Annotated in this window: 20 protein-coding genes; 7 read left to right on the top strand and 13 right to left on the bottom strand. The window is 63.5% G+C overall.

Going from position 1 to position 18,506, the window contains the following annotated elements; translation table 11 throughout:
* Positions 1-14: 14 nt before the first annotated feature.
* Positions 15-1,127, bottom strand: coding sequence for an S-(hydroxymethyl)glutathione dehydrogenase/class III alcohol dehydrogenase (locus AC04PH_RS03050; protein WP_483064269.1), 1,113 nt, complete (start codon positions 1,125-1,127; stop codon positions 15-17).
* A gap of 117 nt (positions 1,128-1,244) precedes the next feature.
* Between AC04PH_RS03050 and AC04PH_RS03045 the strand changes: the two genes are divergently transcribed.
* The 3 genes from AC04PH_RS03045 to AC04PH_RS03035 all read left to right on the top strand — a co-directional run bounded on the left by AC04PH_RS03045 (position 1,245) and on the right by AC04PH_RS03035 (position 2,366).
* Positions 1,245-1,502: an I78 family peptidase inhibitor gene (locus tag AC04PH_RS03045; RefSeq protein ID WP_483064268.1), complete on the top strand. Its 258-nt coding sequence runs from the start codon at positions 1,245-1,247 to the stop codon at positions 1,500-1,502.
* Positions 1,493-1,804, top strand: coding sequence for an I78 family peptidase inhibitor (locus AC04PH_RS03040; protein WP_483064267.1), 312 nt, complete (start codon positions 1,493-1,495; stop codon positions 1,802-1,804). The genes AC04PH_RS03045 and AC04PH_RS03040 overlap by 10 nt, the downstream gene beginning before the upstream one ends.
* 226 nt (positions 1,805-2,030) lie before the next feature.
* The gene (locus AC04PH_RS03035; protein WP_483066139.1) at positions 2,031-2,366 is read left to right on the top strand and encodes a DUF2794 domain-containing protein; all 336 of its coding nucleotides are present in this window, start codon (positions 2,031-2,033) and stop codon (positions 2,364-2,366) included.
* A gap of 44 nt (positions 2,367-2,410) precedes the next feature.
* Here AC04PH_RS03035 and AC04PH_RS03030 read toward each other — a convergent pair whose 3' ends face one another.
* The 3 genes from AC04PH_RS03030 to AC04PH_RS03020 all read right to left on the bottom strand — a co-directional run bounded on the left by AC04PH_RS03030 (position 2,411) and on the right by AC04PH_RS03020 (position 5,120).
* Entirely contained in the window at positions 2,411-3,253 is an 843-nt protein-coding gene (locus tag AC04PH_RS03030) for a C40 family peptidase (protein ID WP_483064266.1), read from the bottom strand.
* The gene (locus AC04PH_RS03025) at positions 3,250-4,632 is read right to left on the bottom strand and encodes a leucyl aminopeptidase family protein (RefSeq protein ID WP_483064265.1); all 1,383 of its coding nucleotides are present in this window, start codon (positions 4,630-4,632) and stop codon (positions 3,250-3,252) included. Before AC04PH_RS03025 ends, AC04PH_RS03030 begins: the two co-directional genes overlap by 4 nt.
* A 62-nt stretch (positions 4,633-4,694) precedes the next feature.
* Entirely contained in the window at positions 4,695-5,120 is a 426-nt protein-coding gene (locus AC04PH_RS03020; protein ID WP_483064264.1) for a hypothetical protein, read from the bottom strand.
* A 114-nt stretch (positions 5,121-5,234) separates the two neighbouring features.
* Between AC04PH_RS03020 and AC04PH_RS03015 the strand changes: the two genes are divergently transcribed.
* Positions 5,235-5,882: a carbonic anhydrase gene (locus AC04PH_RS03015; RefSeq protein WP_483064263.1), complete on the top strand. Its 648-nt coding sequence runs from the start codon at positions 5,235-5,237 to the stop codon at positions 5,880-5,882.
* Between the two features lie 3 nt (positions 5,883-5,885).
* Here AC04PH_RS03015 and AC04PH_RS03010 read toward each other — a convergent pair whose 3' ends face one another.
* Positions 5,886-6,917, bottom strand: a complete 1,032-nt coding sequence (locus tag AC04PH_RS03010) for an NADP-dependent oxidoreductase (protein ID WP_483064262.1) — start codon at positions 6,915-6,917, stop codon at positions 5,886-5,888.
* Positions 6,918-7,055: 138 nt separating this feature from the next.
* On the opposite strand from AC04PH_RS03010, the gene AC04PH_RS03005 reads away from it, so the two are divergent.
* Together AC04PH_RS03005 and AC04PH_RS03000 are read left to right on the top strand one after the other, a co-directional pair.
* Positions 7,056-8,033: a sodium-dependent bicarbonate transport family permease gene (locus AC04PH_RS03005; RefSeq protein WP_483064261.1), complete on the top strand. Its 978-nt coding sequence runs from the start codon at positions 7,056-7,058 to the stop codon at positions 8,031-8,033.
* Positions 8,034-8,036: 3 nt separating this feature from the next.
* The gene (locus AC04PH_RS03000) at positions 8,037-8,345 is read left to right on the top strand and encodes a P-II family nitrogen regulator (protein ID WP_483064260.1); all 309 of its coding nucleotides are present in this window, start codon (positions 8,037-8,039) and stop codon (positions 8,343-8,345) included.
* Positions 8,346-8,347: 2 nt separating this feature from the next.
* Here the strand turns inward: AC04PH_RS03000 and AC04PH_RS02995 are convergent, their stop codons facing one another.
* From AC04PH_RS02995 to AC04PH_RS02960, 8 genes are all read right to left on the bottom strand, one after another.
* Positions 8,348-8,500, bottom strand: a complete 153-nt coding sequence (locus AC04PH_RS02995) for a hypothetical protein (protein ID WP_483064259.1) — start codon at positions 8,498-8,500, stop codon at positions 8,348-8,350.
* Between the two features lie 136 nt (positions 8,501-8,636).
* Positions 8,637-9,659 carry an aspartate-semialdehyde dehydrogenase gene (locus AC04PH_RS02990; RefSeq protein ID WP_483064258.1) on the bottom strand — a complete coding sequence of 341 codons (1,023 nt, stop codon included), beginning with the start codon at positions 9,657-9,659 and terminating at the stop codon, positions 8,637-8,639.
* 65 nt (positions 9,660-9,724) lie between these two features.
* Positions 9,725-10,903 carry an MFS transporter gene (locus tag AC04PH_RS02985; RefSeq protein ID WP_483064257.1) on the bottom strand — a complete coding sequence of 393 codons (1,179 nt, stop codon included), beginning with the start codon at positions 10,901-10,903 and terminating at the stop codon, positions 9,725-9,727.
* A gap of 66 nt (positions 10,904-10,969) precedes the next feature.
* The gene (locus tag AC04PH_RS02980) at positions 10,970-12,481 is read right to left on the bottom strand and encodes a malonate--CoA ligase (protein WP_483064256.1); all 1,512 of its coding nucleotides are present in this window, start codon (positions 12,479-12,481) and stop codon (positions 10,970-10,972) included.
* Positions 12,482-12,553: 72 nt separating this feature from the next.
* Positions 12,554-13,333, bottom strand: a complete 780-nt coding sequence (locus tag AC04PH_RS02975; RefSeq protein WP_483064255.1) for an IclR family transcriptional regulator — start codon at positions 13,331-13,333, stop codon at positions 12,554-12,556.
* Between the two features lie 15 nt (positions 13,334-13,348).
* On the bottom strand, positions 13,349-14,707 hold the full coding sequence (locus AC04PH_RS02970; protein WP_483064254.1) for a TRAP transporter large permease: 1,359 nt from the start codon (positions 14,705-14,707) through the stop codon (positions 13,349-13,351).
* Positions 14,707-15,375 carry a TRAP transporter small permease gene (locus AC04PH_RS02965; RefSeq protein ID WP_483064253.1) on the bottom strand — a complete coding sequence of 223 codons (669 nt, stop codon included), beginning with the start codon at positions 15,373-15,375 and terminating at the stop codon, positions 14,707-14,709. Before AC04PH_RS02965 ends, AC04PH_RS02970 begins: the two co-directional genes overlap by 1 nt.
* A 118-nt stretch (positions 15,376-15,493) precedes the next feature.
* Positions 15,494-16,726, bottom strand: a complete 1,233-nt coding sequence (locus AC04PH_RS02960) for a TRAP transporter substrate-binding protein (RefSeq protein ID WP_483064252.1) — start codon at positions 16,724-16,726, stop codon at positions 15,494-15,496.
* A 138-nt stretch (positions 16,727-16,864) separates the two neighbouring features.
* Between AC04PH_RS02960 and AC04PH_RS02955 the strand changes: the two genes are divergently transcribed.
* Positions 16,865-18,460: a GMC family oxidoreductase gene (locus AC04PH_RS02955; RefSeq protein ID WP_483064251.1), complete on the top strand. Its 1,596-nt coding sequence runs from the start codon at positions 16,865-16,867 to the stop codon at positions 18,458-18,460.
* Positions 18,461-18,506: the final 46 nt, after the last annotated feature.

Here is an 18,506-nt window from a genome sequence, read left to right as displayed (position 1 = left end):
CGAGCCCTCTCCGATCAGAATTCCACCACTGCCCGGATCGACTTGCCTTCGTGCATGAGGTCGAACCCTTCGTTGATCTGATCCAGCGTCAACTTGTGGGTGATCATCGGGTCGATCTCGATCTTCCCGTCCATATACCAGTCGACGATTTTCGGCACGTCCGTCCGGCCCGACGCACCGCCGAAGGCCGTGCCACGCCAGCTGCGGCCTGTGACCAGCTGGAAGGGGCGCGTGCTGATTTCCGCTCCGGCAGGGGCCACGCCGATGATGATGCTTTCGCCCCAGCCCTTGTGCGCCGCTTCGAGTGCGGTCCGCATCACCTGCACATTACCTGTCGCATCGAAGGTGTAGTCCGCGCCGCCGCCGGTCAGGTCCACCAGATGCGCGACAAGATCGCCGTCGACTTTCGACGGGTTGACGAAATCGGTCATGCCGAAATGGCGGCCCATCTCTTCCTTGCCGTCGTTCAGATCAACGCCCACGATCTGGTCCGCCCCGGCCAGCCGCAGGCCCTGGATGACGTTCAGACCGATCCCGCCCAGACCGAAGACGATCGCGCGGCTGCCGATTTCCACCTTGGCGGTGTTGATGACCGCGCCGATGCCGGTCGTCACACCGCAGCCGATGTAGCAAATCTTGTCGAAAGGCGCGTCCTTGCGCACCTTGGCCAGCGCGATTTCCGGCACGACGGTGTGATGGGCGAAGGTCGAGCAGCCCATGTAGTGATGAATCGGCGTGCCGTCGAGCATCGAAAACCGGGTGGAGCCATCGGGCAGAAGCCCCTGTCCCTGCGTGCTGCGGATTTTCTGGCAGAGGTTGGTTTTCGGGTTCAGGCAATATTCGCATTCACGGCATTCCGGCGTGTAGAGCGGGATCACGTGATCGCCGACCGCAAGCGAAGTCACGCCCTCGCCCACCTCTATGACGACACCGGCACCCTCGTGGCCCAGGATCGCAGGGAAGATACCTTCCGGATCGTCGCCGGAGCGGGTGAATTCATCCGTGTGACACAGCCCCGTGGCCTTCACCTCGATCAGGACTTCACCCGCGCGCGGGCCTTCCAGTTCGACTTCCATCACTTCGAGCGGTTTTCCGGCTTCCAGAGCCACGGCGGCGCGTGTTCGCATTTTCTCTCTCCCTCTACGATTACGGCGCAGGTTCCGTGAAACGCGATCGGGTTTCAAGCCCGGACAGGACCGGCCGAAACAGTTGCCAGAGTGTCGAAAACCTGATTCTGTCTGGTTATGAAACTGATCCTTGCCTCTCTGGCCCTGTCTGCCTGCGCGCCACCGGTAACGTCGGGCGGCACGCAACCCGACACCTGTGGCAAGGACGGCTATGCGGCGCTGATCGGCGCGCCGTTGGCCGCGACCACCTTTCCCGCCGACCTGAACGCGCGGATCATCGGCCCCGAAGACGATGTGACGCTCAATTTTCAGCCTGACCGCCTGAATATCTTTACCGACGCCGATGGTCTGATCACGAGGATATCATGCGGTTAGCCATCTCGATTGCACTTTGCGCCGGGCTTGCCGCCTGCGCCACGACCACCCCCCCGACCGGAGGCGAGCGCCCCGGTGCGCAGATCAGCGGATCCTACCCGACCGGGCTGGACGACACCTGTGGTGCCGAACAATATGCTGTGCTGATCGGACAGGACGCCACGGCGCTCGAACGGATCCTGATCCTGCGCGAGGTCCGCGTAATCCGCCCGGGCAGTATCGTCACGCAGGATTACGTGCCCGCACGGCTGAACTTCCGGGTGAACGCGGCCGGTGCGATATCTGAGCTGACCTGCGGTTGATCGTTTGCGGTCGTGGTGCTTCTGGTTTTGGGGAGCAGCAAAAGTCCTCCGACGTCACGAACTGGGTGGGGGCAAATAATCGCGACGCCGGAGTAGCACTCTTGCTATGGACGTGTTCTGCACCCCGATTGTGGCGCGGGTTGGAACGGGGCGTGACCGTTTCGCGGCGATGCCTGCGTCGCGCAAGGCCCTTGATCTGACCGCCGTTTGCGGCAACTCTCGGATCATGTTGAACACCCCCTCCAGCGCCTTCGGTCTGCCCGATCAGGTCAGCTTTCACCGCACGGAACTGGCCCCGATCCTGACGCTTTACGGGCGTATGGTGGCCGCGGGCGAATGGCGCGACTATGGCATCAGCAGCCTGCGCGACGTGGCCGTTTTTTCGGTGTTTCGTCACACCGCGGAAAACCCGCTTTACCGGATCGAGAAGCGGCCCAAGCTGCGGCTGCGGCAGGGGCAGTATCTGGTCGTGGGCATGGACGGGCAGATCCTCAAGCGCGGCGACGATCTGCGACAGGTGCTGCGGGTGCTGGAGCGCAAGCTGATCCGCGCGGTCGACTAGGCGTTTCGCATGCGAAACGTATTATGTTGCTTATTAACAGATAGTTAATTCTGGCGCAGGCCCGTTAACCGTTTGCGCGCCAACACGTCGCCGTCGCCCTGTGCCGCGATCCGCAGGATCGCATCGGCGATGGGTTCGTAGGCGACGGCCATGTGATGCGCGTTGGCGTGGATCATCACCTCTGCGTCGACCATCATGCCGACATGGCCTTTCCAGAACATCAGGTCCCCGCGTTGCAGCGCCGCATCCGGCGGCAACATCTGCCCGGTCTCGGCGCGCTGCATGTCGCTGTCCGCCGGGCAGTATATGTCGCAAGCCATCAGCGCGGCCTGCACAAGCCCGGAACAGTCGATCCCGCGGATGGAGTTGCCGCCCCAGAGATAGGGTACGCCAAAAAACAGCTGCGCGATGCCAGCGGGGTCGGCAAAGGGGCGGTCAAGCGGGCGTAGGTGTTTCTTGGGGATGTAGCCCTGCGGCGTCTCGAAGAACTTGCGCCGCTCGTCCACGACCCGCAGCCGGGCACCGAAACTGAGCGCCATCAGGTCGGGTGATTTGAAATCCTCGTCGCGGTAGGCGTGGGTCGCCGGTGTGGCGACGCGATGCGTTGGTTCGACAGGTGCGCCCAGCGCATCGGTGGCCACGTAGCCGACATAACCGTCGGCGGCGGTTTGAACGAAAGACCAGCCGTCGCGATCGTCAAACACCGTAATCTTCGCGCCCAGCAGGATTTGCCGGTCGCGCGCGCCGCCGGGCTGCGCGCAAAGATCGGTCACGGACACGGCGACCGACTGCCTTTCACCGGCCACGAACCTGTCCGCCGTGACCTGGCCCTGCAGGTGCAGCGCGGCCACCCGTCCGTTCGCGGGTGTCAGCCGCCGGTCGCTCATAGGTTCAGCAGCTTTGGCAATGCGTCCAGCATCGCGCGTGCGCCCATGCCCACGCCGCCTTTGGGGCGGGCGGGTTTGGCGCTTGGCTGCCAGCCGTAGATATCGAAATGGGTGTAGGGCGCGTTTTCGACGAACCGGCGCAGGAACAGCGCCGCCGTGATGCTGCCCGCCATGCCGCCCGACGGCGCGTTGTCCAGATCGGCGATGCCCGGTTCGATCATCGCCTCATAGGGGGTGTGGAACGGCATCCGCCAGACCGGATCGGCGACACGCGCCGCCGCATCCGAAATCGCCGCCGCGTGGGTATCGTCGTCGGTATAGAACGGGGCGAGGTCCGGACCCACGGCCACGCGCGCCGCCCCGGTCAGGGTTGCCATCGAGACGATCAGATCGGGCGCGGATTCATCGGCGAGCGCCAGCGCGTCGGCCAGTACCAGCCGCCCCTCGGCATCGGTGTTGTTGATCTCGACCGTGAGACCCTTGCGGCTGGTCAGGATATCCTGCGGGCGGAAGGCGTTGCCGTCGATACTGTTTTCCACCGCCGGGATCAGCACCCGCAGGCGCAGTTTCAGGCCCAGCCCCATGATCATATGCGCCAGCCCCAGCACGGTTGCGGCACCGCCCATGTCCTTTTTCATCAGGCCCATGGAACTGCCGGGCTTGATGTTCAGCCCGCCGGTATCGAAACAGACGCCCTTGCCCACCAGCACCAGCGTCGGCCCGGCATCGCCCCAACTTAAATCGATCAGGCGCGGCGCGCGCTGCGAGGCGCGGCCGACGGTGTGGATCATCGGCAAATTCTGCGCCAGCAGGTCGTCGCCCACCGTGACCGTGATCGCGGCACCGTGGCGGTGACACAGATCGCGGGCCGCGTCCTCAAGCTCTTGCGGTCCCATGTCGGAGGCGGGCGTGTTGATCAGATCGCGGGTCAGCGCCTCTCCCGCCGCGATGGTCTCCAGCCGCCGAGCGTCGACCCCGTCGGGCGCGACAAGACGCGCGGCGAGCGCATTGCCCTTGGCGTAGCGGTTAAAGCGGTAACCCGCCAGCAGCCACCCCAGCGCCGATTCTTCTGCCGTCGCAGGCGTCAGCCCCGACACGATGCGATACGTGCCGGCCGGCAGTTTGCCCGCCCCTGCCGCGACGGCGAACCGACCGCGCCGGCGCGCCGCTTCGGTGCCGATGCCGATCAGCGCGCATTGCGCCCCGCCCAAAGCGTCGGGCAGCATCACCGCCTCACCGATCCTGGCGTCGAACCCCTGCAGCGCGGCAAATGTCTGTGCCGGTCCGGGGAGCGAGGACAGGACTTCGGACAGCGTGTCGGGGGTGACGATATGCAGGTCGATGGCATCGTCGGTCGGCGCGGCGAACGTCAGCGGCATGGGGTGTCCTTGGGTCAGGTTTGCCCCAGACTACCGACCGCAGACGCGACCGCAAGGGATGCCTAGACCGGGCGATTGCGGCGGAAGGTCCAGATCTGGCTGACGGCCAGGTCGAAAGCGCGTTCAAGGCGGGCCAGTGTCGCCCCCACGGCCACCCCGCCCTGCCCCTGTGCCGCCTCTGCCACGTTGTCGGCCGTCGTCGCCACCGTCGTCAGCCCGATCTGCAACGCGATCGCGGCGACGCGGCGCGCCGGCTTGCACATCTGTGACAGGTTGCCGCCCGCGCGGGCCTCGTGCAGGCGATCCAGCCGATGCGCGATATCTTCAAGCGCACGGCAGATCATCGCCTCTGCCTCGTGTTCGGAGAGATCGAGAAACAGAAGTTCGAGCGGAGCGGGATCCATCGTGAATACCTCGTGGCATCGCAGGACCGAAACGCTGGCGGAACGGGTGGGCACATGGGCCGGAAGGGGGCTTTGATAGGTCATGGCCCCGTCTTAGCGGTGCTTGGTATCCAGATAGTTGATACGGCGGGCAATTATCTCTCGAAATCATCGCAAATCCGGCTTAGTGAAATTTGACGAAAAGAAAGGGACAATGCCATGGAATTCGCCCGTCCGCTGCCCGAATACCTGACCAAACGCTATCACGGCTGGAAGGCCACCACCTATGCCGAGAACAAGGGCTGGTACAAACGCCTTGCCGACGAGGGCCAGCGCCCGCGCGCCATGGTGATCTCCTGCTGTGACAGCCGGGTGCATGTCACGGCCATCTTCGGGGCCGATCAGGGCGAGTTCTTTATCCACCGCAACATCGCCAATCTGGTGCCGCCCTACGCGCCGGACGGTGATCATCACGGCACCTCTGCCACCGTCGAATATGCGGTCAACGCGCTGAAGGTCGCGCATCTGGTGGTGCTGGGGCATTCGGGCTGCGGCGGGTGCGAAGGCTGCTATGAGATGTGTTCGGGCAACGCCCCCGAACTGGAAGAGAAAAGCAGCTTTGTCGGGCGCTGGATGGACATCCTGCGCCCCGGTTTCAACCGCCTGCCCGACGGCGACGACGAGACCCGCAAGACCGCGCTTGAAAAAGAGGCGGTGCTGGTCAGTCTGGAGAACCTGATGACGTTTCCCTTTGTCGAACAGGCGGTGAAGGATGGCACCCTGTCCCTGCACGGGCTGTGGAACAACATCGCCGACGGGTCGCTGGAGGTCTATGACCCGGAAACCGGCAGCTACCTGCCGATCTGAGCTTCAGCCGACTTTCACCACAACCTTGCCGAAACTGTCGCCCAGCAGGACATCGTTCAGGGCCTGCGGGGCGTTCTCCAGCCCCTCGACCACCTGTTCGCGGTAAGCGATGCTGCCGTCCGCCAGCCAGCCTTCCATATCCTTGCGGAAAGCCTTGTAGTCGTCGCGCCCGAAATTGTCGAAGATGATGAAGCCCTGCATCTTTACCTTCATTTTCAGGATCGTGCTCAGGATCGACGGCCCCCGGTCCGGCCCGTCGGGCAGCTTGCTCAGGTTATACCACCCGGCGACACCGCAGACGGGCACGCGGGCAAAGGGGTTCAGGAGCGGCAGGACGGCATAGAGCACCTTGCCGCCGACGTTCTCCCAGTAGATGTCGATCCCGTCCGGGCAGGCGGTTTTCAGTTGATCGGCGAAATCGTCTGCGCGGTGGTCGATGCAGGCATCGAAGCCGAGGGTGCCCGTCACATGGCGGCATTTGTCCGCGCCGCCTGCCACGCCGACAACGCGGCATCCCTTGATCTTTGCGATCTGGCCGACCGTCGCGCCGACGGGGCCGGAGGCGGCGGCGACCACAAGGGTTTCGCCCGCTTTCGGTTCACCGATATTCAGCAACCCGGCGTGCGCGGTAAACCCCGGCATTCCCAGAACACCCAGCGCCCAGGACGGTTTGTCGGGGTCCGGGCCGAGGTTCAGCACCTCTTTGCCGTCAGATAAGTCATAGTCCTGCCAGCCGCTACCCGCGACGACCAGATCGCCCTTGGCGAAACCGTCGCAGTCGCTCTCCATCACCTCGGCCACAACCTGCCCCGTCATCACGCCGCCGATGGCCACCGGGGTGGCATAGGATTTCGCGTCGTTCATCCGCCCGCGCATGTAGGGGTCGATAGACAGGTAGCGGGTGCGCAGCAGCATCTCGCCCTTGCCGGGACGGGGCACATCAGCCGTTTCCAGCCGCAGGGTATTGTCGTCAGGCAGCCCGCGCGGGCGTTCGGCCAGAACGATGCGGCGGTTGGTGTCGGCGGATTGTGGCATGAGGTGATCTTTCCCTGTCGAAGGTTCTCCTGCCAAACCTAGTGCAGATCGTCCGCGGGCAACAGCATCCGCCGGATTTCGCTAGGCGCGGCGCGTTGCCGACGCTAAGACAACGGGCAAAGTGATGCGGGGCGGATCATGTCGGAAATTCTATCGCTTGCGGGCAGCAACCTGATCTCTCCGATCATCCTCAGCTTTGCGCTGGGTCTGGCCGCAGCACTTGCCCGGTCCGACCTGACGATCCCCGAGGCCGTGGCCAAAGGCATGTCGATCTACCTACTGTTCGCCATCGGCTTCAAGGGCGGGGCCGCCGTTTCGGCGCACGGGGTCGACGGCACCTTGCTGGCGGCGATTGCCGCCGGTGTCGTGCTGTCCTTCGGTCTGCCGTTCGTCGCTTTCGCCCTGTTGCGGCTGATCACCAAGCTGGACCGTGTGGATGCCGCCGCCGTGGCCGCGCATTATGGCTCCATCTCCATCGTGACCTTCGTGGCCGCGACATCCGTGCTCGAAGGGCGCATGATTTCCGCCGAGGGCTACATGGTCGCCGTCGCCGCGGCGATGGAGGCACCGGCGATCCTGTCGGCACTCTGGCTGGTCGCGCGAGGTGGCGTAGGTGGCAAGATGGCACCGGGGCTGATGCGCGAGATCCTGTTGAACGGGTCCATCGTGTTGCTGGTCGGGTCTTTCGCCATCGGTGCGGTGACCGGGGAAAAGGGGCTGGCAGAAATTTCGTCGTTCATCGTCAATCCGTTCAAGGGCGTGCTGTGCCTGTTCCTGCTGGATATGGGCCTGATCGCGGGGCGCGGGCTGCGGCAGGCGCGCGGTGTGGTCAACCTGCCGATGGTGGCCTTTGCGATTGTCATGCCGATGATCGGCAGCATCGCTGGTCTGATCCTGGGTATGCTGGTCGGGCTGTCGGTGGGCGGCGTGGTGCTGATGATGGTGCTGGCCGCTTCCGCGTCCTATATCGCAGTGCCCGCCGCGATGCGTGTCGCCCTGCCGCAGGCCAATCCGGCTGTCTATCTGACGCTGTCGCTCGGCGTCACATTCCCCTTCAACCTGACCCTGGGCATCCCGATCTATCTGGCCATCGCCCGGGCCATGACAGGAGCCTGACCGATGAAGACCCATACCGCAAAGCGCGTGGAAATCGTGATCGAGGCCCCGCTGGAACGGCGTCTGAAACAGGCGTTGCTGGATGCGGGGGTAACGGGGTTTACCGTCCTTCCGGTGCTAGGCGGTTCGGGCCGGTCCGGTAACTGGTCACGCGAGGGTCAGGTGGGCCGCGCGGGCATGGTCGCAGTGATCTGCATCATCGCGCCCGAACGGCTCGACCCGCTGCTGGAAGCGGCATTCGCCGTCGTCGAACCGCACATCGGGGTCGTGTCGGTCGTCGATGCGCAAGTGCTGCGGGCGGAACGGTTCTAGGATCAACCCGCGTAGCCAAGCTCTTGCGCGAACAGTTTGGCCAGCTCCTCGCGGGTCAGCTGGACGTCGCGGGCCGTATCGCGTGGGGCGGACGGCGTTTCGCTGAATGAATTACGTGACAGGGTGGCGCGGAACATTGCGATGGCACGGGTCATTGGCAGTCTCGTTCGTTTGTGCGCCCCCACACGTCCCAAGCCACGCCGCCGCCACAAAAGAGTTTCATAAAAGCCGCAAAAAAAGGCGGCGCAGAACCACATCTGCGCCGCTTTTCAGAATAAATCGCTGGATTACTTAGCCTTTTTTCAGGCACTCCCGCCCCAACAGCTCTGCAATCTGGACCGCATTCAATGCGGCCCCCTTGCGCAGGTTGTCGGACACGCACCACAGGTTCAGACCGTTGTCGATGGTGCTGTCCTGCCGGATGCGGCTGATGAAGGTCGCGTAGTCGCCGACACATTCAATCGGCGTGACGTAGCCGCCGTTTTCGCGCTTGTCGATCACCATGATGCCCGGTGCCTCGCGCAGGATGTCTCGGGCCTCGTCCTCGTCCAGGAAATCCTCGAACTCGATGTTCACCGCTTCGGAGTGGCCGACGAAAACCGGGACGCGCACGCAGGTCGCGGTGACCTTGATGGACTTGTCGACGATCTTTTTCGTCTCGGCGACCATCTTCCATTCTTCCTTGGTCGAACCGTCTTCCATGAACACGTCGATATGCGGGATCACGTTGAAGGCGATCTGCTTGGTGAACGTGTCGTAGGATTTGTCGTCGGTCGGGTTGTAGATGCTCTTGGTCTGATCCCACAACTCGTCCATGCCGGCCTTTCCGGCACCGGACACGGATTGATAGGTGCTGACCACGACGCGCTTGATCTTCGCGCGGTCGTGCAGCGGCTTGAGGGCTACGACCATCTGTGCGGTGGAGCAGTTGGGGTTGGCTATGATGTTCTTCTTGGCGTAGCCGTGGATCGCCTCCGGGTTCACCTCCGGCACGATCAGCGGGATGTCCGCGTCGTAGCGGTAGAGCGAGGAGTTGTCGATCACCACACAGCCCGCGGCGGCGGCCTTGGGCGCATATTTCTTCGTCGCTTCGGACCCCACGGCGAAGAGCGCCATGTCCCAGCCAGTGAAATCGAAGGTGTCCAGATCGAGGGTCTTCAGGGTCTTGTCGCCGAAGGACACTTCGGTGCCCAGCGATTTCCGACTGGCAAGCGCGGCAATCTCGTCCACCGGGAACGCGCGTTCCGCGAGGATGTTCAGCATTTCGTGGCCCACGTTGCCCGTGGCCCCGACGACGGCGATTCTGTAACCCATTGGTCCTGTCCTTCTAGCAATGCGCCCCTTTACCGTGCAGGTGCAGCGAAAGGAAGGGGGTCGCGTCAGTCGGTGCGGTCACGGCTGAAGGCGTAGGCGAAAAGACCCAGCGCCAGCACGATGGCAAAGAACAGGAAGATGAGGGCGAAACTCTCGGTCGTGGCCTTGGTGTCGATCCGGCTCGCCTCGAACAGGCGGCCGGTGGCGAATTGCATGACGCCGACGCCGCCGATGCCGAAGAGGTTCATCAGCGTCACCCCCCGCCCGGTCAGGTGGGGCGGCAGGAACGCCTTGCCGTGTGCGATGATCATCGGGAAGCTGGCACCCGCCAGACCGACGATAGCCAGAAGAACGGTGGCAAGCACGACGCTGTCCGCCGGGAACATCCACAACGCCAGCAGCGCCGCCAGCCCGATCAGGTTGCCCACGAGGATCACGCCCTTGCGGGTGCCGAACAACCGATCAAGCGGGCCGTAGATGAAACTTCCGGCGATCATCGCCAGCGCCATCACGAAGGTCGCGCGCCCGATGCCTGTGGCGTCCAGCCCGAAGACCTCGGCCATGTAGGGCCCGGCCCAGAGGCCGCGCAAGCCCGCCGCGGGCGCGTAGGACACGAAGATGATCGCGAAGATCGGCCAGAGCACGGGCATCTTCAGCAGGTCCAGCACGGAGCCGCGCTGTGCGTGCACCACGCGCGGCGGGTCCTTGACGAAAATCCAGATCAGCGCCGCGATCACGAGGCAGAGCACCGCCAGCCCGAACATCGTCTCGCGCCAACCGAAAGTCGCCACCGACCAGGCCATCGGGGCCGATCCCGCCAGATTGCCGAGCGATCCCAGCCCGATCATGGCCCCGGCCAATGTGGCGAAGACCGCGGGCGAATAGACCTTTGCAAAGATGTAGTATCCCGCCATCAGCACCGGCGAACAGCCGACCCCGATCAGCGCCATCGCGAGGCTGATGTGCAGCGGCGATTGCGCCAGTGCAAAGGCGGCTGCCCCACCGGCACCGCCCAGCGCAAAGATCAGGGCCGCCGTGATCCGCGGCCCAACACGATCCAGCATCGCGCCCACGGGTATCTGCATCGCGGCGAAGGCCAGAAACCACAGGCCCGACGCCTGCGCCAGATCGTCCGCCGTCGCCCCGATGTCGCGGTCCAGCGCAGGCGTCAGCACCGCCAGAAACGCCCGGAAGAACTGCGACATCGCATAGGCCGCGACAAGGATGGCGATACTGGCTTTCATGGAGTGCGCCCTTTGCTGAACCCTTGGCAATCTGTTGGCACGCCCGCCCGACAGGGGCAAGCCGCGTCAGGGGCGTGGCGTGAAATGGGCTGCGTAGGTTTGGCGCAGGGCGGCCTTTTGCACTTTGCCCATGGTGTTGCGCGGCAGCGCATCGACGGCGACGAGCGCGCGCGGGTGTTTGAACTTTGCCAGGCTATCGACCAAGGCAGCGGCAATCGCCTCCTCCGGCAACGGGCCGTCCAACACCAGAACCGCCAGTGCCGCCTCGCCCAGATCGGGGTGCGGCACGCCGATCACGGCACTCTCGATCACACCCGGAACCCGGTCCAGCACGTCCTCGACCTCCTTGGGGTAGATATTCAGACCGCCCGCGATGATCAGATCCTTGCCGCGCCCGACGATTGTGACGTAGCCGTCGTCCGACATCGTGGCGAGGTCGCCGGTGATGAAGAACCCGTTTTCCCGCAGTTCCGCCGCGGTCTTGTCGGGCATCTGCCAATAGCCCGCAAAAACGTTGTCGCCCCGCACCTCCAGCGTGCCGATCTCTCCGCGCGGTAGCTCCCTGCCCGCGCCATCGCAGACCTTCGCCTCTACCCCCGGCAGGGGCAGACCGACGGTGCCCGCGCGGCGTTCGCCCTCATAGGGGTTCGAGGTGCTCATATTGGTTTCGGTCATGCCGTAGCGTTCGAGGATGCGATGCTCGGTCCGCGCGGTAAACGCACGGTGGGTTTCGGCCAAGAGCGGCGCGGAGCCGGACACGAACAGCCGCATTTTCGCGGTGAGGGCCGCATCGAAACCCTTCGCCGCCAACAAGCGGGTGTAGAACGTTGGCACGCCCATCAGCGCGGTCGCCCGCGGCATGTGCGCGATCAGCCCGTCCAGATCGAATGTCGGGAAGAACACCATCCGCCCGCCTGCAAGCAGGGTGATGTTGGTCGCGACGAACAGACCGTGCGTGTGAAAGATGGGGAGTGCGTGGAGCAGAACGTCATCGTCCGTGAACCGCCATGCCTCTGCCAGCACCCGCGCGTTCGACAGCAGGTTGCGCTGCGTCAGCATCGCGCCCTTCGACCGCCCTGTGGTGCCGGACGTATAAAGGATCGCGGCGAGGTCGTCGGGTGCGCGCGGCGCGACCGGTGCGCTGCCACCCGCCGCCGCCGCCCTGTCGGCAAGTGTTCCGGACCCGTCCCGGCCCAGTGTCAGCACCACTGGTGACGCATCCACGACTATATCGCGCAGGGCCGTCGCCTTCGCCGGGTGAACGATGATCACCGCCGGATCGGCATCTTGCACAAAATACCCGACCTCGGCGGCGGTATAGGCGGGGTTGAGCGGCACCAGCAGCAGCCCCGCGCGCACGCAAGCCGCATAGACGGCAAGCGCCGTCACCGACTTTTCCGCCTGCAACAGGATGCGGTCACCGGACACGGCACCTGCGTCCTGCAACACCTGTGCGATACGCCCCGCCTGCGCCACGAAATCTCTGTAGGAGATCGAGGTGCCATCAAGCAGCGTCAGGAATACCTCATCGCTGTCAGCGTGGCGGCCGAATAGTTCATAAAAGAGGGGGTTCGTCATGGTCGGACCTTCGGCGGATCATACGGCACCAGCCTACCGCGCGCCGCGCGAAACCGGAACCGCATCCGCGCCCTAGTCGTCCATCACCAGCCGGGCCAGCTTGGCCGCCGTCTCCTGCATCAGCGGCAGATAGGATTCGAGCCCGGCAATGTCGATCCGCTGCACCGGGGCGTGGATCGACAGGGTGGACAACAGACGCCCGGTTTCATCCGCGATCGGTACCGCGATGGCGACCATATCGTCCATGAATTCCGCGTTGTCGGTCGCATAGCCGCGCCGCGCGATCCCGCGCAGTTCCATCGTCAGGGTCGGCGGATCGGTGATGGTCTGTGCGGTCTGCTGCCGCAGCGGGGCCGCGTTCAGATACTGATCCAGATGCGCCGGGCGCAGTGTCGACAGATACATCTTGCCGCTGGCGGTGCAGTGAAACGGCACCGACGTGCCGATGGGCAGCTGGATGCGCAGTGGCCATTTCGTCTCCACCCTGTCGAGATAGGTCATTGCGTCACGATCCGGCGTGGCGATATTGCAGGTTTCGCCCACCTCGGCGGCCAGCGATTTCAGCACGGCCAAGCGGGCCGCCCTGATTCGCAACGACGAAAACACGTTGACCGACAACCGCCGCAGCCGTCCGCCGGGGCTGTAGGATCGCCCGTCGAGATCGCGTTGCAGGAAGCCTTCGGCCTCCAGCGTCGAAAACAGCCGGTGGATCGTGGGTTTCGGCAGGCCCAGCTTGGCGTTCACTTCCGTCGGGGTCACAGGCACCCCGATGGCGGCCACCTCCTCCAGCACCAAAAGCAGGCGCAGGTTGGTCGGGATGGTCTGTTTGCCACGCAGGTCGTCAGCCGCCATGGGATATGTGCTCCGTCAGATCGCGGGTATCAGCATCAGCGCCAGCGCCGGGGTCAGCGATACGATCACCCAGACCGAAATCAGCGCGACCAGATACGGCACGGTGTAGCGCAGCAACCTGAAATACGGAACACCCGTGACACCGGACGCCACGTAAAGATTCAGCCCGTAGGGTGGCGTTATGAACCCGATGGAGGCACCGACAAGGAAGATCACCGAAAAGTGGATCGGATCGACACCGACCGACGCCGCGATGGGGGCGAGGATCGGCGCGAGGATGATCGTCACCGGCAGCGATTCCAGGATCATACCCGCGACGAAGACGATGATCATCGAAGTGAAGAGCACCGCGTAGTATCCGCCCATACCCCGCACGAAGCCACCGATCACTTCTTGCGCGCCCAGCAGCGACAGGTTCTGCTGCATGACCACGGAAATGCCGATCAGTGGCGCGAGGATGCCGGTGATCTGTGCGGACCGCATCACGATGCTGGGCACCTGCGTCAGCTTGAAGCCTTCGACGACGACCATGTCGCGATAGCCCTTTTGCTCGACCGGGGTGTCGGCGTCGTTATGCATCACCTTGTTGAGCGGATAACAGATCAGCCCAACGATGAGACAGAAACCGACGGTCACCGCCGCCGCCTCTGTCGGGGAAAACTTGCCGGTGTAAATGCCGTAAAGCACCAGCCCGATGGCGAAGAACCCGAGCCATGCGCCGAACGCCGTTTTCAGGATGCGGGTCAGTTGCAGCGGGATCAGGTAGCCCCAGCCGTTCAGGGTGCAGATGATGAAGGCCGCGGTCATCATCGCCAGCACCATCAGCGCGCCGGGCACGATGCCCGCGATGAACAGGTCGGAAATCGACAGGTTCATCAGGTAGCCATAGACGATGAAGATGATCGACGGCGGAATGATGATACCCACCGTGCCGCCCGCAGCCGCCGTGGCCGCGGAAAACCGTTCGTCATAGCCCCCCTTGACCATTTCGGGGTGCAGCATCGACCCGATGGTCGCCGTCGTGGCGGAGTTGGAGCCGGAGATCGCGGCAAACAGGCCACAGGCCCCGATAGAGGCCATCGCCAGACCGCCGCGCAGCCAGCCCAGGCAGGAATAGGCGAAATCGGACAATCGCCGCGCGATACCGGACTGGTTGATCAGGTCCCCGGTCAGGATGAACAGCGGCATCGCCAGCAGTGCAAAGCCCTTGACGAAGACGTTGGCCAGTTCCGCGCCGACGTTGTCGAGCGTCTGTCCCAGCACGAAGGTGGTGCCGATCACCCAGTAGCCGATGACGAGGAAAACCGGCACACCCAGCATGAACAGCACGGTGACACCGACGGAAATCAGCGTGATCCAGGTCGAGATATCCATTATACGTCTCCCCCGATCACGGCCTGTTCGATCATCACCTCGCCCGAGCGGAATTTGGCGATGTCGGTGAACCAGTTCTGCAGCACCCGCCCCGCCATCATCATGAAGGCGATGGGCACGGTGATCAGGAACCACCATTTCAGAAAGTTATCGGTTCCTTCCAGAATCTGGAAGTTGGAGGCCGATTGCGCCGTGACCCGCGAGGCGGTCACCACGACGATGATACAGAAGCCCAGCCAAAGCACCGCGTCCAGCGTCAGGCAGAACATCTGCCCCGCGCGCGGCATCTTGGTGCGGAATTCGTTGAACGCCAGATGCGTCCGCAGCTTGATATTGTAGGAACAGCCGAACCACGTCATCACGAGGAACAGCACCGGCGGAAAGGTCGTGGACCACGGGGCCTGCACGGAAAAGACGAAACGCCGGATGACCTCCACGAAGATGATCACGGCGATGGCAAGGTAGCTGTAAACCATGATGGACCGCTCAAGATGGCGTTCCAGAAACGGCACGAGACGGTAGATCAGCACGATCAGAAGACCGCCGCCGATTGTCAGGATCGTTCCGGCCAGCCACGCCCCGTTCGTCTTCAACGCCGTGCTGATTTCCCAGCTGTCGTTGCTGGACATGGCTGTGACGACACCAATCGCTTCGGACCACAGTGACATGGCCGCTCCTCCCTCGGTTGTCCCTCCTGCAGGATGCAGGGCCCCTGGGACCTATCGTTCCATAAGACGGCAAGACCGGCCCCGTAACAAGGGCCGGTCCCGATGACGCGTGTGGCGTTTAGCCTTTCCACCAGCGGCGTGGCTCGACGTTTTCGGCCAGCGTGTCGGCGTCGATCTCGCGGGCGATGTCGTATATCTCCTGGTAGGTGTCGGCACCACCCTGCCAGCCGTTGATCCGCTCGCGCCACTGTTCCCACAGTTGCGGCTGGAATTCGGGCGAACACATTTCCTCGGCCTTGCGGATTTCCGCATCCGACAGCGTCGCCAGACGCACGTTGTTTTCCTTGAACATCGTGCCATCGAGCTGCGGCGTGGAGAAGCCGACCGTGTTGACCAGCGCGGCCTCGTTGGCGGCCTGCACGTGGGTCTGCGCCCAGTAGGAGGACTCCATCACGGCGTCCTGCAGATAGCCTTCCAGCCCGTCGAAGACGGAAGCCGACATCGCCGTGTGCTCTGTCCCGCAGAAGAACCGCAGGTCGACGCACTGCGACACCACCGGCGACATACCGGCGTAGGCCACGGCGGACGCCCATGTTTCGGCCCCGTCGATCAGGCCTTGACGCAGACCGTCGAGCGTTTCTTCCCAGGCCACCGGCACCGGGTTCAGGTTCAGCGCCTGCATCGCGATCCGGCCCAGCTGCGTGCCGGTCACGCGGTTCTTGGTGCCGAAAAGCTGTTCGATGGACGTGACGGTTTCCTTGTCTTCCCAGGCCAGTCCCAACTGGATGCCCCGCAGTTCGGCGTGGCTGAACAGGAATTTCAGGCCATGGCGCTTTTCATAGGGGTCACGCAGCAGTTCGACCGACTTGGGGTGATAGAGGAAGTGGTACTGATCCGCACGGCTACGGAACATATAGGCATAGTCCAGCACGTTTAGGTAAGGCGCGCCACCGGCAGAGTTCTGCGTCGAGGCGGCATAGATATCCACGATCCCCTGCTGGGTTTTCTCCACGCACGATGTCTGACCGCAAATCTGGTTGTCGCCGATGAACTCGATCCGAATCTCTCCATCCGTCCGTGCTTCGAGGTCGCGGGCGAATTCGAGGGCACCCGCACGCTCGATCAGAAGGTTGCGCGCATTGAAGCCGGCGGCACCGAACTTCAGCGTGTGCTTGGCCTCTTTCGCAAAGCGGCGCTCATAGGTCGATTCCGCCGCAGAGGCCAAGTTTGCAAGGCTCATCGCCCCGCCGAACGTGCCCGCCGCCATCAGCGTGCTGCTCATCCCGTATTGTCCGGCGAGCTTGAAAAGATCGCGCCGATTGATGCGGCTCAGCTTGTTGCCAACACTCATTATAGTTCCTCCCTTGGTGTGATCTCAATTAATGAGACTTATAGTTTCAAAAAAAGACTAGTATGAGACAGACGTTCTGCATAGACTTTTTTTCACATTCGGGACGACGGCGTGCCGAGCAGCGAACGGGGGATCGCCATGAATGCCGATTTTGTGATTGTGGGCGCCGGCTCTGCGGGCTGTGTCATCGCAAACCGGCTCAGCGCCGACCCCAAGAACCGCGTCGTCCTGCTGGAGGCCGGTGGCCGCGACCTCAATCCGTGGATTCACGTGCCTGTCGGCTACTTCAAGACGATCCACAACCCGTCCGTCGACTGGTGCTACAAGACCGAGCCCGATCCCGGGTTGAACGGCCGGTCGATCGACTGGCCGCGCGGCAAGGTGCTGGGCGGATCGTCGTCGCTCAACGGATTGCTTTACGTGCGCGGGCAGCCGCAGGATTACGACCGCTGGGCGCAGATGGGCAACACCGGCTGGGCGTGGGACGATGTCTTGCCGCTGTTCAAGCGCGCGGAATGCAACGAACGCGGTGCCGATGAATTTCACGGCGATCAGGGGCCGCTGTCGGTCAGCAATATGCGTATTCAGCGCCCGATTTGCGATGCCTGGGTGGCGGCGGCGCAGGCCGCTGGCTACCCGTTCAACCCCGATTACAACGGAGCGACACAGGAAGGCGTGGGATATTTCCAGCTGACCACCCGCAACGGGCGGCGTTGTTCCGCCGCGGTGGCCTACCTCAACCCGGTCAAATCGCGCGACAACCTGACGATCATCACCCACGCGCAGGTGCAGAAGGTGATCATAGAGAACGGACGCGCCACCGGTGTTTCCTACCGTGACAAGACCGGGACGGTGCAGACGGTGCACGCTGCCGCAGAGGTGATCCTGTCGAGCGGTGCCATCGGATCGCCGCAGATCCTGATGATGTCGGGCATCGGCGAGGCGCAGCAGTTGCAGGACAACGGTGTCGCGGTCGTCAGGGACCTGCCTGCGGTGGGCAAGAACATGCAGGACCATCTGCAGGCCCGGCTGGTCTATAAATGCAACGAACCGACGCTGAACGACGAAGTGCGCGGCATATTCAACCAGGCCAAGATCGGCCTGAAATATATCATGTTCCGCGCGGGTCCGATGACCATGGCGGCATCACTTGCCACCGGTTTCATGAAGACCCGCGAAGATGTCGAAACGCCGGATATCCAGTTTCACGTGCAGCCGCTGTCTGCGGAAAATCCGGGGCGCGGGGCGGACCCGTTCAGTGCCTTCACCATGTCGGTCTGCCAGTTGCGCCCCGAAAGCCGTGGCGAAATCCGATTGAACGGGCCGGACCCGCTGACCTATCCGAAAATCATCCCGAACTACCTGTCGACGGAAACCGACTGCCGCACCATCGTGGCCGGCGTGAACATCGCTCGCACCATCGCGCGCCACGCGCCACTGACCTCGAAGATTTCAGAGGAATACCGCCCGAACCCCGATCTGGACATGGACGACTATGACGCCACGCTGGATTGGGCGCGCAACAACACCGCGTCGATTTACCACCCCACGGGCACCTGCAAAATGGGCAAGGGGCCGAACACCGTCGTCGATCAGGACCTCAAGGTGCATGGCATCGCGGGGTTGCGCGTGGCGGATTGCGCGATCATGCCGGAAATCGTGTCCGGCAACACCAACGCCCCGGCGATCATGATCGGCGAAAAAGCGAGCGATCTGATCCTGGCGAGCCGTTAGGCAGACTTTCATCGAAAGTCTGACCCAAAATCCTCTGCAAGGATTT

The organism is Yoonia sp. KMU-150, assembly GCF_056858355.1.
This window is presented reverse-complemented; position numbering and strand designations above follow the sequence as displayed.